The sequence below is a fragment of the Hyphomicrobium sp. 99 genome (genome assembly GCF_000384335.2).
Classification (GTDB): domain Bacteria; phylum Pseudomonadota; class Alphaproteobacteria; order Rhizobiales; family Hyphomicrobiaceae; genus Hyphomicrobium_B.
Map to the genome: position 1 here is coordinate 3261921 of NZ_KQ031382.1, position 15143 is coordinate 3277063.

At 58.2% G+C, this 15143-nt stretch carries 16 protein-coding genes and 1 tRNA gene; 12 read left to right on the forward strand and 5 right to left on the reverse strand.

The annotated features are described in order from the left end of the window. Positions 1-10 precede the first annotated feature (10 nt). Both G359_RS19760 and G359_RS19765 read left to right on the forward strand, forming a co-directional pair. A complete protein-coding gene (locus G359_RS19760; protein WP_052699509.1) occupies positions 11-739 on the forward strand; it encodes a histidine phosphatase family protein in 729 nt (242 codons plus the stop codon). 116 nt (positions 740-855) lie between these two features. Beyond that, a complete protein-coding gene (locus G359_RS19765; protein ID WP_052699409.1) occupies positions 856-1449 on the forward strand; it encodes a histidine phosphatase family protein in 594 nt (197 codons plus the stop codon). Positions 1450-1469: 20 nt separating this feature from the next. On the opposite strand, the gene G359_RS15755 is transcribed toward G359_RS19765, so the two are convergent. Then, complete coding sequence (locus tag G359_RS15755) at positions 1470-1973, reverse strand: hypothetical protein (protein ID WP_045836893.1); 504 nt, start codon at positions 1971-1973, stop codon at positions 1470-1472. A gap of 332 nt (positions 1974-2305) precedes the next feature. Between G359_RS15755 and G359_RS15760 the strand changes: the two genes are divergently transcribed. Further along, entirely contained in the window at positions 2306-2806 is a 501-nt protein-coding gene (locus tag G359_RS15760) for a hypothetical protein (RefSeq protein WP_045838106.1), read from the forward strand. 34 nt (positions 2807-2840) lie between these two features. Continuing rightward, entirely contained in the window at positions 2841-3218 is a 378-nt protein-coding gene (locus tag G359_RS15765; protein ID WP_045838107.1) for a hypothetical protein, read from the forward strand. A gap of 21 nt (positions 3219-3239) precedes the next feature. On the opposite strand, the gene G359_RS15770 is transcribed toward G359_RS15765, so the two are convergent. Continuing rightward, positions 3240-3902, reverse strand: coding sequence for an MBL fold metallo-hydrolase (locus tag G359_RS15770; RefSeq protein ID WP_045836894.1), 663 nt, complete (start codon positions 3900-3902; stop codon positions 3240-3242). Between the two features lie 188 nt (positions 3903-4090). On the opposite strand from G359_RS15770, the gene G359_RS15775 reads away from it, so the two are divergent. Both G359_RS15775 and G359_RS15780 read left to right on the forward strand, forming a co-directional pair. Then, positions 4091-5416: an outer membrane protein gene (locus G359_RS15775; protein ID WP_256363864.1), complete on the forward strand. Its 1326-nt coding sequence runs from the start codon at positions 4091-4093 to the stop codon at positions 5414-5416. 214 nt (positions 5417-5630) lie between these two features. Next, positions 5631-7031: an outer membrane protein gene (locus G359_RS15780; protein WP_045836895.1), complete on the forward strand. Its 1401-nt coding sequence runs from the start codon at positions 5631-5633 to the stop codon at positions 7029-7031. A gap of 104 nt (positions 7032-7135) precedes the next feature. Here G359_RS15780 and ctrA read toward each other — a convergent pair whose 3' ends face one another. Further along, complete coding sequence (gene ctrA / locus G359_RS15785; RefSeq protein ID WP_045836896.1) at positions 7136-7834, reverse strand: response regulator transcription factor CtrA; 699 nt, start codon at positions 7832-7834, stop codon at positions 7136-7138. 684 nt (positions 7835-8518) lie between these two features. Here ctrA and G359_RS20140 point away from each other — a divergent pair. Together G359_RS20140 and G359_RS15800 are read left to right on the forward strand one after the other, a co-directional pair. Next, entirely contained in the window at positions 8519-8902 is a 384-nt protein-coding gene (locus tag G359_RS20140; protein WP_082072961.1) for a flagellar export protein FliJ, read from the forward strand. 219 nt (positions 8903-9121) lie between these two features. Next, the gene (locus tag G359_RS15800) at positions 9122-9763 is read left to right on the forward strand and encodes a hypothetical protein (protein ID WP_045836899.1); all 642 of its coding nucleotides are present in this window, start codon (positions 9122-9124) and stop codon (positions 9761-9763) included. A 79-nt stretch (positions 9764-9842) separates the two neighbouring features. Here the strand turns inward: G359_RS15800 and G359_RS15805 are convergent, their stop codons facing one another. Continuing rightward, positions 9843-10121 carry a CtrA inhibitor SciP gene (locus tag G359_RS15805; protein ID WP_045836900.1) on the reverse strand — a complete coding sequence of 93 codons (279 nt, stop codon included), beginning with the start codon at positions 10119-10121 and terminating at the stop codon, positions 9843-9845. Between the two features lie 408 nt (positions 10122-10529). Between G359_RS15805 and mnmA the strand changes: the two genes are divergently transcribed. The 4 genes from mnmA (at position 10530) to G359_RS15830 (ending at position 13924) form a co-directional block, all read left to right on the forward strand. Beyond that, a complete protein-coding gene (mnmA, locus tag G359_RS15810; protein ID WP_052699410.1) occupies positions 10530-11753 on the forward strand; it encodes a tRNA 2-thiouridine(34) synthase MnmA in 1224 nt (407 codons plus the stop codon). A 45-nt stretch (positions 11754-11798) separates the two neighbouring features. After that, entirely contained in the window at positions 11799-12536 is a 738-nt protein-coding gene (locus tag G359_RS15815; protein WP_052699510.1) for a class I SAM-dependent methyltransferase, read from the forward strand. 140 nt (positions 12537-12676) lie between these two features. After that, positions 12677-12753, forward strand: a tRNA-Met gene (locus tag G359_RS15820). A 478-nt stretch (positions 12754-13231) separates the two neighbouring features. Further along, complete coding sequence (locus G359_RS15830) at positions 13232-13924, forward strand: class I SAM-dependent methyltransferase (RefSeq protein WP_052699411.1); 693 nt, start codon at positions 13232-13234, stop codon at positions 13922-13924. Between the two features lie 191 nt (positions 13925-14115). On the opposite strand, the gene G359_RS15835 is transcribed toward G359_RS15830, so the two are convergent. Further along, positions 14116-15111, reverse strand: coding sequence for a glycosyltransferase family 2 protein (locus G359_RS15835; RefSeq protein ID WP_045836902.1), 996 nt, complete (start codon positions 15109-15111; stop codon positions 14116-14118). Positions 15112-15143: the final 32 nt, after the last annotated feature.

Sequence of the window (15143 nt, forward strand, 5' to 3'; positions counted from 1 at the left end):
GAGTGAACGAATGGAACGCGTCTCCACTCTTTTTCGGCACTGTGCGACGGCGGCCCTTTTACTGGCAGGCATCGCTTCGGCAACGTTTCTCCTGGACATGCACGGCAGAACTGCCAGCGCCGCCTCGTCACGCGGCGATGGCGCTCACATCGGATTCCTCGCTGTTGGCTCGCCGAACCTCGAGAAGCGATCCGCATGCCTCCTTTGCACGCGAGTCCGCGAGCAAGCCAGCGACTACGCGCCCGTCCAACACTTTCTCGGCGGACCCAAGCGCATCATCCTGCTGCGGCACGCCGACAAGACCGATGACAGCGATGACCCTGATCTCTCCGATGCCGGACGCGCGCGTGCGGACCATCTCGCAACGTACATTCCGCAAACATTCGGCAAACCGGATTTCATCTTCGCGACCGCCCACTCGAAGCATTCGAACCGGCCGAGAGAAACGGTGCAGCCGCTCGCGGACGCGCTCGGATTGAAGGTCGAGCACGACATGGAAAAAGACGAATTCGAAGACCTCGTCGATGAGGTCTTCAACGACCCCGACTACAAGGGCAAAACGCTCGTCATCTGCTGGCATCATGGAACCTTGCCCGCAATCGCAGCACTGCTCGGCGCCCCGGCCGGCAGCTATCCCGATCCATGGCCCGACGACGCCTATAATCTCGTCCTGGATTTGCAATACGATCCGAACTCCGGTAGCGCCCCAACGGTCAGCCGCGTCATCGAACCGTTTTGAACACCTGCCAAGTTTCTGCGAATAGGGCGCAGGTTTCCATTAGGTCGCGTTGAAACGCGACGTTGAACGGAGACTCTAAGAGCGCCGCTGCCTGAAACGCAGGAAAGGAAAGCGATTTGAAGAATTCTGCGGAACCGGGCCGCGGCCTGAAAGCATGGCTATGCTCATTCGCCCGAGCTTTGGGGCTGATCAGTGCTCCGGAAGAAATAACGGCGACGCATCACCCCGGCGGCGGACCGGGCCGCATTCTGCTCATGCGCCACGCGGAGAAGACCGGAGACATCACCGATATCCTGCTATCGCCGGAAGGCGTCAAACGCGCCGAGCGGCTCGTGACGTACATTCCCCAGACGTTCGGACGCCCCGATTTCATTTACGCGGCCGCCCGCTCCAAACGCTCGATCCGCTCAATCGAAACGGTGAAGCCGCTCGCCGCCGCGCTCGGTATCGAGGTGCAGCATCACATCGAAGATAAGGACTTCAAAACCCTCGTCACCGAGATCTTTTCGAAGCCCGAATATCGCGGAAAAATGCTCGTCATCTGCTGGCACCACAAGAAGCTGCCGGAGATCGCGGCACTCTTCGGCGCCCGCGAAGGCAGCTATCCCGCCTTCTGGCCGCAAGACGTATTCAATCTGATCCTGGATTTCCGCTACGATCCGAAATCGGACGCAGCCCCAGTCGTGGGACAGATCGTCGAGCCGTTTTGATGGGCCCCCCGAAAGGCCGCTCAGCACTTTTTCAGTGATGCCGCGAGTTCCCGGAAGACACTTGCGTCATGCGGAAGAACCTTGACGGACTGATCGCAGCCCTGGCCGGCCACCGCCATGTGCGCTTCGAAAAACTGACCCGACAGCTGAACATCGAAGCCATCGGCCGTGACGGTGCCAGCAACCGTGCCGCCGATATCGTTGATCTTATCCTGCCACGCTCCGGTGACCTTTTCGCCGTCGACGGCAAGATCGGTTGCCGCATGAAGTTTGAAGTTTGCACCGTCGTCACAACGCAGCGTCTGACGCATCCCCGCCACGCCGTCCTGGCGTGCGACGTAGGTCACGACACATTTGAAACTCGATGCCGGGCCCGTCAGGGACGTCATCGTTGCCATGCCCACCCAGCGCCCCGCGAGGCTGGCCAGGGGATCAATGGGCGCTGCCGCCCGGTTCTCGGTTGCAACAAGGCTTGAAATCGTTGCAACAGCTACATACGTGGCAACGCGGTACGGCCGACCCATGATAGAACTCCCTCAACATATCGATTGGCGTGGCGCACCCCGAGTCCCGCCCCGCGGCCATGCCGCCGTCTTGCTTCTCAGCGCCACCTAACAATACCGGGAGTTTGAAATTCGATCGCGACGCTTTGGAGGCTACATTTGGGTAACTCGCAGGCTGCATATTGTCCGCAAATCCGGGGTGCATCGAGGCGCGGACGGCTGCTCGTCAGGTGTCGCTTGGCAGCAACACATCTGAACGCGCAGCATTGTCATTCCCATATGGCTCGCAAATTGGCTTACATCGGACGATAATACCGCCGCTTCGGGGGCCCACAAATTGGAAGGAAGTGTTCGTGGTGCGCAATCACAGACTTGCAGCGTCAGTCGCGGCGTGGGCCGCCGTCGTAGCGGCCGGCATGGCCTTATCGTTCAATCCCGCGGTCGCGGCGTCTGACAATCCGTTCGTTGAACTCGCCGGCACGTGGAGCGGTTCAGGCACCGCCCGGTTCGACAACGGCAAGACCGAAAGCCTCCGCTGCAAAGGCTATTATACGAACAACGGTGGGCCGACCAATCTCGGTCTTTCGATTCGCTGCGCCAACGCCTCCGCAAAGGTCGAACTGAGAGCCAATCTCACCAACGCCAACGGCGCGGTGAGCGGCGATTGGGAAGAGCGCACGTACAATCAGTCCGGCACCGTTGCGGGCCGCGCGTCACCGAACAGAATGAACCTGTCGATCAGCGGCGGCATCAACGGCTCGATGTCGGTCGCGATTTCGGGTGGCTCCCACTCGGTAACGGTCGCGACCAGCGGACCGTCGTTCAAGGGCGTCAACATTTCGATGTCGCGTTAGCGGAAAACCCCAGCATCAAAGGATGAGATTTTCTATGCGCGCAAAAATGCTGGCAGCGGTCGCCGTCGCCACGGCAGTCGCCACTTCGATCGCCCCCCAAGTTGCCGATGCGCACATTGGCCGCCTTCGCTCGAACTACAAACAGGGCGAGGTAATCACCGCCTTCAGTCGCTTCGGCAACGGCGCGATCTCGAGCGTCGTCAGACGCGCCCCCAAGTGGGGCTGGGAAGTTCAGCTTCCAGGCGGAAGTTGGACCGCCTGCAGAAGAAGCTGCGAAGAGACCCTTCGCGTCCAGACGGTCGATTTCTTCGGCAACGACGACAATTCGATCTCGAGCGGCGGCTACGGCACCTTGCAGCGCGAATGCGGAATTTTCGGCTGCCTCGGCGGCTCCTACACGTTTTCGTTCTGACCGCCGAAGCCCCGCGAACTTTTAGACCAGAAACGGATTGGTCTGCCGCTCCTGCCCGAACTGGCTCGGCGGACCATGACCGCAAATAAACGCGATATCGTCGCCGAGCGGCAGAAGCTTCGTCTTGATCGCCGATATCAACGCGTCGTGGTCGCCGTAAGCAAAATCGGTCCGCCCGATCGACCCGCGGAATATCACGTCACCGACCAGCGCGAATTTTTGCCCCCGGTTGAAAAAAACGACGGACCCCGGCGAATGCCCGGGGCAGTGAAAAATCTCGAACTCGTGCCCGGCAACGGTGACTTTATCGCCATCGTCCAGCCAGCGATCGGGCTTCACGTTGCGAACACCGGAGATGCCGTACATCTCGCCCTGCTTCTCGAGCGCGTCGAGCAGCACGGAATCGTTGCGATGCGGACCTTCGATCTTCACGCCGAGCCGGTCGCGGAGATCGGCAGCGCCGCCCGCGTGATCGATGTGGCCGTGCGTCAGCAGAATCTTCTCGACCGTAATTCCCGCTTCTTTGATTCCCCGCTCGATGCGATCGAGATCGCCACCCGGATCGACGACGGCGCCGACCTTCGTCGCGTCATCCCAAATCAGCGTGCAATTCTGCTCGAACGGCGTCACGCGGACGATCGCCGCCTTGAGCGGGGATGAAGGGTTGGCGCGCGCATCGCTCATAGGTCTAACTCCGTATTGCTCTGTGTCTCTTAGAACAATCCACCGTCCATCGCGAAGCGGCGGGATGGCGCGACGTCTTCCTTAGTCCGCGAATCAGATAACGATATCAATGCATCGGACATATTTGCCCGAAACTTGCGCATTGAAGCCCACAGACAAGCCGTCGTCTGAGGCCCCGGGGGAGAGCCATGATTAGAAACCTTGCCAGCCTCGCATTAGTCGCGGCAGGCACGTCGATTGCCGCCGCGGTGCCGGCTGCCGCCAATGACTGGGCAGGACCGTATATCGGCATCGGCGGCGGCTATGGGATGACGAACACCCGTACGAACGCCTTTATCACGGACTTCTTAGACGAGGCAGTTACGAGCAAGAGTGGCCAAGCAGGCAATGGCGGTTTCCTTACTCTCAGCGCCGGCTATGACCACGCCCTGTTCGGACCGTTGGTCGTTGGCGTTTTTGTCGACTACGATTTCTCTAATATCGATACCGGCTTTTCCAGCCTGCTAGCCGCCGAGACGGGCCACTTCAAGGTGGGCGATCAACTCTCGGTCGGCGGCCGGGTGGGCTATCTCGTTGCGCCGACGACACTCTTCTTCTCGACGTTCGGCTACGCCCATTCCGATCCAAGTGACATGACGATCAACTATAATGGCTCCAAGCTCCGAGCAGATCTCGGAAGCTTTAACGGCTACTTCCTGGGCAGTGGTGTCGAAACATTGATTGGGAACGGATTTAGCCTCAAGGCTGAATATCGCTATACATCAATGCAGGCGGAGAACGCTGATTTCGGGTTCGGCCCGATCGCTGTGACGAATGGCGTCAAACCGCAAATCCAAACCATCAGAATGTCGCTCAACTATCGCTTCGGTGACGGCAAGAAGGACGTTGTCGACAATTCGATCCCGCCGATCACGAGCAGCTGGACCGGGCCGTACATTGGCGTCGGCACAGGCTATAGCGTGGCCCAAAAGCGGGAAGACTTCGGCCCGAATGCAGGTCCCTTTAACAATCCGGTCAGCAATGACGGCGGCTTCATCTCGGCATCGGTCGGCTACGACTATCAGTTCAGGCAAAGGTTCGTCGCCGGTGCGTTCGCCGACGCTGATTTCTCGAACCTTCACTACAGCGACACCAATAGTGCTGATGATGGCACCGAATTTTGGAGCAGCCGCGGTGGGTTCAAAAACATCCTGATGGTCGGCGGTAGACTCGGATACCTCACCGCACCAGACACCCTGCTGTTTGTCAGCGGCGGCTATGCCAATGCCGGACTTGGAGAGACCCTTCTCACCGTTAATATTTCCGACCCGCCAGTGTCCGGCGTCTTGTACGACGCGAAGCGCCTCTCCGGCGCGTTCATCGGCGCCGGCATCGAAACCAAAATCTGGGATTCGCTCTCGCTCAAAGCCGAATACCGCTACATCGACCTGGAGAGCGCAACCCTTGAGCCATTCCCTGCGCACATCGACCCTGACATCCAGATGGGACGACTTTCTTTGAATTGGCGGCCCTGACGCCGCCGGTTCGGCGCCACAGAAATTGAACGCATGTTTCGAAATTCAGGGGCCCTCGTGGGCCCCTGAGCATTTGGGCGACAATCGCTGCGAAAACTCGGGACAAGCGAACAAATCCGCACACATATTATCCGCGAACGGGATATAAGCGACCGACTGAATCACATTTGCTGACGATTACGGATAAGTCTCCCTTCGCCGGTCCGGGGATACAATGGTCGAGAAAATCGCAAGCCTCGGGTTAGCCGTTGGAGCAATTTGGGCTATCGCCGCCGGCCCAGCAGCCGCAAACGACTGGAACGGCCCCTCGATCGGCATCGGCGGCGGCTACCAAATGACGAACATCGACACCACCGCATTCCAGTTCGGCGGGATCGGCGAAGCGCGCGAGACGTCGCGCGGCGTGCCCGGAGCGGGAGGCTTTTTCACTCTCAGCGCAGGCTACGATCGCAAGCTATCCGGCCCTCTCGTCGTCGGCGTATTCGTCGATTACGACTTCGGTGACGTGGACACCCACTTTACGACTACGAACTTCGGTCTGGACGGAACACTCACCCTGAAGAACCAGCTCTCGGCTGGCGGCCGGATCGGTTATCTCGCTTCGCCCTCGACGCTGTTCTTCGGAACGTTCGGCTATGCCCACGCCGATTCGAGCGATCGCACGACCTTCGGCTTCGACCAGACGCATGGAAACTTCGGCGAGTTCAACGGCTACTTCCTCGGCGGTGGCGTCGAGGCATTGGTCTACGACAATTTCAGCATCAAAGCCGAATACCGCTATACGTCGTACCAGTCTGAAGTCGGCGACTTCAACGGCATCGTAGGCGACTCCGTTAAACCACAGCTGCAGAGCGTCAGGCTCTCACTGAATTACCGGTTCGGCGACCGAAAGACCGACGTCGTGGACAATCCGGCTCCCTCGGTCACCAGCAATTGGACCGGCCCCTACCTCGGCATCGGCGGCGGCTACAGCATCGCCACGAACATGCTGGAATTTTCGGACACCGACGAGTTCGGTACGACCGTCAGCCGAAACCCGGAAGGCAGCCAAGGCGGATTCATCTCTCTGTCCGCGGGCTACGATCTGCAAATCCGGCCAAGGATTGTCATAGGCGCCTTCGTGGATGGCGATTTTTCGAATTTGCATCATAGCGAAGGCGTGCACTTTTCTGATGCCGACTCGCTCGACGACGAAACCGTTCGCAACGACTTCAAAGATTTCATCATGGTCGGCGGCAGGATTGGCTATCTGACAACCCCCGATACGCTCCTCTTCGTGAGCGGAGGGTATGCCAACGCCGGCCTCGGAGACACGACCGTCACCTGCAACTGCACCGACGTTCTCGATTTCCCGCAAGGCCGGATCATTGCCGGCAAACGCCTCTCAGGCGCCTTCATCGGCGGCGGCATCGAAACCAAAATTTGGGATGCGCTGTCGCTCAAGGCCGAATATCGCTACGTCGACCTCGCGAATTCGAACGTAACGAACTTCCTCGACGTGGATCCAGAGATCCTCGAAACGATCTCTTCGCGAATGGATCCCGCCGTCCAGATGGGACGCCTGTCCCTCAATTGGCGCTTCAACGGCGGTCCGCGCACCGAACCATTGAAGTAAAACGTCAAGCAAACGCTTCGCGACTGCCGAAGCTAACCCCAAAAACACGACAAGGGCCATCATGGCCCCTGTGCGCGTGAAAAAAATCAACCGAACGCGAAAGCTTAAGCGGCCTCGGAACCTTCATGTCCCGGATCGCGCAGCACATACCCGCGGCCCCACACCGTCTCGATGTAGTGCTTGCCGCCAGTAGCAGCTTGCAGCTTCTTCCTGAGTTTACAGATGAAGACGTCGATGATCTTCAGCTCAGGTTCATCCATTCCGCCGTAGAGATGATTAAGGAACATCTCTTTCGTCAGAGTCGTGCCCTTTCTAAGCGAAAGAAGCTCGAGCATCTGATATTCCTTGCCGGTCAGATGAACGCGCTGATTATTGACGTCGACCGTCTTGGTGTCGAGGTTGACGCGAAGATCGCCGGTCTCGATGACCGACTGTGCGTGTCCCTTCGATCGACGAACGATCGCTTGAATGCGTGCGACGAGTTCATCCTTGTGGAAAGGTTTCGTCATGTAGTCGTCGGCGCCGAAGCCGAGACCACGAACCTTGTCGTCGATGCCCGCAAGACCCGAGAGTATGAGGATCGGTGTTCCGACCTTCGCGACGCGAAGAGTCTTCAGAACTTCGTAACCGCTCATGTCTGGAAGGTTAAGATCCAGGAGAATGATATCGTAGTCATAAAGCTTACCTAGATCGACGCCCTCTTCTCCAAGGTCCGTCGTGTAAACATTAAAACCCTCGGACTGCAGCATTAGCTCGATGCTCTGCGCCGTGGCACTGTCGTCTTCAATGAGTAGAACCCGCATGACCGTCCCTCTGGTGCCCTAATACGATCCGTGTCCGCGCTATGTCTGTCCTTCGCTCAAAGAAAACGCACAACAATCGAGCTAAGCGATCGTTAGGAAGTTAGCGACGAGAGGTTAACAAACCCTAATTCGCGTTAGCTAATTCACCATCCTGTGGCGTGCCGGTGTTCCGGCAGCAACTGCAGATGACATGGCTTCCGCAAAGCCGGTCACACCGATGACGGTCGCGAGGTAAAGTTTCCCCGTTCGCGCCAAAGCATGGCCCGCTGTTTGTCTCAAAATAATTAGAACTGCGCCCCTCTCGACCGACGATAGGTCTTCCGCAAAGTCCGATTTTGAGGCGCCCACCCCATCATCAGACTCCGATCGCATCTGACCTGCATTCGGCTCGAATCAACAGCTAACAGAATTCGTGAGATTGCCCTAGACTGCGTGTGACTAAAATTTTGACCCCAAACGAGACGGGTCCTCAGAAATAGTTACCCGTTGCTTTACCGCAACTTAAGTGGAGTATGTCATACATTATTACTGAGGGTCATCGGACGCTGGTGCAACGCGGCGGCCCGTCAGAATTACTGCATTTCTTCCTGGTTGCTGTAGCAGCAAAGCCTAATCTTTGATTGGCACGCTTCTTGGGTAACTTGAAGATACACATAAGTTCGAATTTGTTTGGGGTATCGGACGATGAAGTCACGTGACATGGCCATACGCCTGAAGCGTCGTGAAGTAGAAGAGAAGTCTAGAAAGGTAGATGATCTAGAGCGAATTATTCGCGAGTTCGATCAGATGGCCTCGGACCTCGAACGCCAGATTCAGCTTGAGGAAGATCGCACGGGCATTCGCGATCGGGCTCATTTCTCCTATTCGACGTTCGCAAAAGCGGCTGCACAACGGCGCGACAACCTCCGGCAGTCGACGGAAGGCCTCCGCGAGAAACTGGCCGCCGCCGTTCGTGAGCGCGACGACACGGTCGAGCAATTCTCTCGCGCCTCACAACAAGCCGCTAACCTTGACGATCCCCGCGCCGGCCGTCGTGACCGCCCTTTCGGCATCACCGCCCTTCGCTAAACGCTCTCGGAGATCGGGCTCTCGCATAAGGCCCGGCTCCGTAATATTCCCGGCGATGCGGCCCGCCTGAAAGACGCCGCCTTCTTCCCCTCCAAATTCTGTTGGTACGCGGTTTGGCGTGACTGTGTCCCCTTGCCCAAATCGGGCGAGGCGGGCACGAGTTGCAACTGACATTTGCGTTCAAGCAATGAGTCTATGTGAGCCGCCGCTCGGGGAAAAATGCCTGTTCGCCGCCCATCGAGAATGGTACCGGCGCTGCTGATCATGGCGGCGTTGCCGGGTTGCGCGGGCAACGGGCCGGAATTGCAGTCTTTGAACCTCCAGCCGACCAGCCAAAATGCCCCCGCCGTCGCAGCGATGCCAGGAGGCGAGGCGTCCGCAGGCAAAGTCATCGCCGGCGCGACGGGATCGGCGACCGAGATTTATTCACGGCTGGCACGCGGCGCCATGAGTTGCTGGTTCGCCGTAGGCGGCCCTCTCAAGAAAGACTACATCTTCCACGCGACGGCCGACGCACCCTCGCGCGGTGGCAAGGCCGAGATCGTCATCCACGAACGTGATTCGACGCAGCCCAACCCGCGCGGACCCAAAGCCTATCTCGTCGGCATCGAACCGACGGGAGAAGCATCTGCCGCGCTAACGGTTGAAAACAGAAAAATGCCGGATGCTTTCGCCTCTGCGATGACGGAGGACATCTCGCGATGGGCAAAAGGCACAGACGGTTGCGCGACCGCCTCTTCGACCCCGGGCTGGATACCTGCACCACCCGAGACGGCGGACGCAGCTCAACCGGCGAAGAAAAGTAAGCCTCAAAAAGCAAAGCTTAAAGCTGCTCAGGCCAAGCCGGCCCAGCAACCCTAGACTACACTCTGATGTGGCGGTCCACGAACTCTAGGAAACCAACGAAATCAGCCTGACGCGATCCGTCAGACAGACGAAGTTAGTCCCGATAGTCCTGTAAACGCGTTGCGCGAAGGCCGGGCAGGCCGTGCTTGTCGATAGAACGCTGCCACGACAGGAACTCGTCGACGGTCAACGTATAACGCTCGCAAGCTTCTTCAATGCTGAGAAGACCACCGCGGACAGCGGCGACCACCTCGGCCTTGCGGCGAATGACCCATCGTTTCGTATCCCGCGGGGGAAGGTCTGCGACCGTGAGCGGTGACCCATCGGGTCCGATCACGTAGCGCCCGCGCGCTCTCATCTGCTGTTCGGTCATGATACTCAATACACACTCTTTGACCATGGTTAGTTATACCCGCATGCGATTAAATTAGCACTAACCCATTGAGTGAAAAACATATAAATGGGCGTGCCAATTCCACATTTCCTCCGCTGGAATAGGGCACCGGTGAGGCGTTCCGTCCCAATCTGAAGCATCGCAATGCCTTGGCGATTTATCAGCGAAAAATGGGCCAAAACCCTTTAGCGAGGCTCCACGCCGCCTTGCAGACGGCGGATTTGACAATTATTGATTGGCGAGGCCCAATACCCGCTGAGATCACAATCCGCCCCCAGCAGGGCAATTCTCTGAAATTCTTGGATCTTTTGAAGGATAGCGGCGTCGAGGTATTGTTGTAGGAGCTTTGTTGCGCCCCCCTGCCACTAGCCCGAGCCCGTCGATCGTATGAACCAGACCGAAACATCATCTGCCGGCAGCAGCGCGACGCGCGCCCCAAATCAGGCGGGCGCAGCGAAAAAGCGCGTCGTGGTGGCGATGTCAGGTGGCGTCGATAGCTCAGTTGCCGCAGCCATCATGAAGGCCGCAGGCCACGACGTCATCGGCGTCACGCTGCAGCTCTACGATCATGGGTCAGCGACGGGCCGGAAAGGCAGCTGTTGCGCGGGCCAGGACATCCACGACGCCCGGCGCGTGGCCGAGGCGCTTGATATTCCGCACTATGTTCTCGACTACGAGACGCGCTTTGCCGCCAAGGTCATCGAGTCATTCGCCGAGAGCTACGTCGCCGGTGAAACACCGATCCCTTGCGTCACCTGCAATAACGAAATCAAGTTCCGCGATCTGCTCGATACCGCCAAGGACCTGGGCGCCGATGTCCTCGTGACCGGCCACTACGTGCAACGCCACGACACCGAAGACGGACCAGTCCTCTCTCGCGCCGTCGATGCGGATCGTGATCAGAGCTATTTCCTATTCGGAATCACGAAGGAACAGCTCGCGTCGCTTTGGTTTCCGATCGGCGGCATGCAGAAGGCCGCCGTGCGCGACCTCGCCCGCTCATTCAATCTACCGGTTGCCGACAAGTCCGATAGCCAGGACATCTGTTTCGTTCCGACGGGGAAGTACACCGACGTGATCGAACGCCTGAAGCCGAGCGCGCTCGATTCCGGCAATATCGTCCATCTCGATGGGCGCATCCTTGGTCGTCACGACGGCATCGTGCATTACACGGTCGGCCAGCGCCGCGGCATAAAAATTCCCGCCGCCGAGCCCCTTTACGTCGTCCGTCTCGACGCATCGAAGAACGAAGTCGTCGTCGGTCCGCGTTCGGCGCTCAGAACCACGGGCCTCATGCTCCGGAACGTCAATTGGCTCGGGGAAAAGCCCTTGAGCGAGGTCGCCGCGGGCGGTCTTTCCCTTTATGTTCGCATGCGTTCGTCGCAAGCGCTCCGGCCTGCACTTCTCGCAATCGCTGATGATGGCGCAATTCGGGTTGAGCTTGCGGACGGCGAAGAGGGTATTGCGACCGGACAAGCGTGCGTGTTTTATGCCGATGCCGGGACGGAAGGACGTGTCCTTGGCGGGGGATGGATCGCGAAAACGATCAAGGCCACAAATGCCGCCGAGCATGTGGTCACGAACACCACGATGGCCGGAGCGGAACGCTAAGCGCATCGCATTGAAATGGATTTGCGGACGAATGGAGATCGGGCAGTGAGCGACAACAAGCCTTCGGGCCTCCACGCCTCCTCGGGAGTGCGTGGGGCGGCACAGAAAAGGCGTTCGGATGCGAAAGTCGTGCAGCTCGATGAAGGCCAGGTCCGCGACGCTTACCGTCGCTGGGCGCCTGTGTACGATTACACCTTCGGCGCCATCTCGACGGCCGGCCGTCGCCACGCCGTCGAAATCGTCAACGCTGGTGAAGGGCGCGTCCTCGAGGTTGGCGTCGGCACCGGCCTCTCACTCCCCGATTACAAAAAGCATTTGGATATCGTCGGCATCGACCTCGCGCCGGAAATGCTGGACAAGGCCCGCGATCGCGTCAAAGCCGAGAAGCTGACGAACATCTCCGGCCTCTACGAAATGGACGCGAGCAACCTTCGCTTTCCCGACAATTCGTTCGACACGACCGTCGCGATGTACGTGATCACCGTCGTTCCCGATCCGCAGAAGGTCATGCTGGAACTTGCTCGCGTGACGAAGCCCGGCGGCGAGGTCATGCTGGTGAACCACTTCAGCCAGGAAGACGGCGTCCGCGGCTGGGTCGAACGCCAGATGGCGCCGTTCGCCGATCTCGTCGGCTGGCACTCGGTGTTCGACGTCTCGCGTGTGATGGTCTGTCCGGATCTTAAGCTGATGGACCGCAAGGCCCTGCGGCCCTGGGGCATCTTCACGATGATGCGCTTCCGCAAGGAAGGGGCAGCAAACCAGCGCCCAGTTGCCGCGGAATAGCCTCGCGAAATAACGTCCTTCCCGGCTCTAGCGAAATTTTGTTGGCACTTACGTGCCGCCGGGACGGAGCGCCGTGTTGACAGAAAGCTACGGCGCTCCCTATAGACGGTCGCTTCGGTGCCAGCATGCTGGCCCGGTGTGGCGGGATAGCTCAGGTGGTTAGAGCGAAGGTCTCATAATCCTTAGGTCGGCGGTTCAAGTCCGCCTCCCGCTACCAACAACACCCTTTGAAATATCAGGATTTCCTTCTGTCCCCTCCCCAGCGCTGAGGAAAACAGAAGGCGCGCCGCGCATCCGCTTCATGCACAGCCTCATCGCCGGATGTGTCGCCAACGGCACCGGAGCGATCATTTCCCTCAACCGCGCGCCAATGCTGCAGTTCGGCGCGACGAGTGCCGGAACTTAGGCCATCCTTTTGCGGATCGAGTGGCGCCAACGCTCAAAACGCCGGCTCATGCCACGTTGCCGGCCTCTGAACACCGGCACCAAATGCGCGGCGAGGGCTTCTTCCAGAAACGTTTCGGCGTACCTGTCGTCGGGGTCAAGCAAGCAGACGAAATCGCCCGTCTTCCCCATTGCCGTCAGAAGTCGGGCAGCGGTTTATGCCCATACGAACAGATTTATCTATTTCGGATCTCGTCGTTTCAAATATGCGCCTATATGTTCCGCGTGCATCGGATCGATGAGGGGGAAGCATGGGACTGAGAACGGCACTTGGATTGCGGAAGAAAACGGCTGCCGCGTCGCCAGTCGAAAAAGTGAAGCTGACAAAACCGCTGCCGCTGCATCCGGACGCAGCCAAGTGGTTCGCTGGTAAGGAGCTCACGACGGACTGGGCTACGTGGCATGCCCGTAATTGGCTGACTTTTATCTCCCAAATTGACCGCCCCGTTAAGTCGGTTCTTGAGATCGGATCGTGGGAAGGACGATCCGCAATCGTCTGGCTTAACTTATTGCCACACTGTCACGTGACTTGTGTCGACGCCTGGGACCTCTTCAAGTCTCCTGGGCATGCTGAGCGCGACCGCCGATTTGATTCCAATCTGGCTGAATATGAAGGCCGCTTTAGAAAGATCAAAAGTCTATCTATCGACGCACTGACTAGGCTTCTCGCCGAGCACGCACATTTCGATCTCATCTATATTGACGGCACCCACACGAGAGACGGGACGCTTGCGGACTCCGTCCTCGCATGGCCAATGCTCCGTCAGGGCGGCGTGATGATCTGGGACGACTACCTATGGGAGATGCACAGACCCTCGAAAGAGCGGCCCCAGGAAGCTATCGATTGGTTCCTGCGTGAGTATGGCGCTAGCCTCGAAGTGATCCATAAGGGGTATCAGATCGCTGTACGTCGCAAAGATCTGACACCCTTTGCATCGAGCTAACTTTATTATCCATTGGGAATTTCGGATTGCACCCGAACTCAGCAACCGAACCTCATATGCCCAATTACGATCATAGAAGTACCAAGGGTCTTCATGTGAACTCACGCGCTATCTATCAGGAAGAAGACAACCAGGTTATTTCATCGATAATGTAATCGACGCAGAGAGTGTAAGTTGTCGTAAGTCGCGGCTTACTCGATCCGTTTGCGAATCGACCGTCGCCAACGCACCAAATGCCGTCCGAAGCCACGGTGGCGAACCTCAATTATCGTTGGACCTTGTGCGGGATCTTTTGGTCGAGAACGCCTGAACTCCGGCAGCCCATTCTGCCTAATCGCTTCGATCACATCTTGAAATGCTTGCGGAGACGATTGTTTCGCACCCTTGCGCTGTTTGTCCTGAAAAGACGAGTAGATGTTAGTATCGATCCATGCATTTGATGCGTGAAGCGTGCGGTAAACGAGCGCTTTCTGGAGGAACAAACTTCCCCCTAACGCATGGGCTCCCTGGGCCAAGTAACCGTCTGCGCAATCCTTATAGGCGAGCTTTCGGTTGGGCTTGAGGTACTTCAGTGCAGCTCGCCGGAACATCATCGCTGAGCTGGACGTCCAATGCCACCCTGGTATTGTCGACCAGACGAACAGGAGCCTCGGCTTTTCGGGTTCGTGAACTTCGAGATATTTGCCGTAGTGCTGCATCCCAGCGGTATACATGTCTCCCCTCACACCCATTCCAATTACGCCGCGTTCGTTCGTCAAATATTGATCGGTTGAAACGATCGGGCACATGACGCCGGCGCCCAAATGCGCACCGAGCGCCTCTTCCAGAAACGTGTTGGCGTACCTGTCGTCCGGATCAAGCAAGCAGACAAAATCGCCCGTCGTCCGGTCAACGCCTGCGAAGAAGGCCGGAACCTGCCCGACATTTTCGCTAAGCGTATGAATCGTCACCCGGCTATCGTTTATCTCGGCGACGATTTTGATTGCCGCGGCCCGATGCGGAGCATCCGATCCGTCATCGACAACGACGCATTCCCAATTCTCATGAGTTTGATCGATGATAGAGAGAATAGCGTCCCGGAGGTGGTCCGAATAATTGTGGTGCGTGATGATGACCGAAACCAGCGGATTTCCCCACTTCGAGCGGTCCAGCCCACTCGACGCTTCATCAATTTCGATGACTTGCATTGGCCCTCGTCGACTTGAATTTAGCCTCAGGT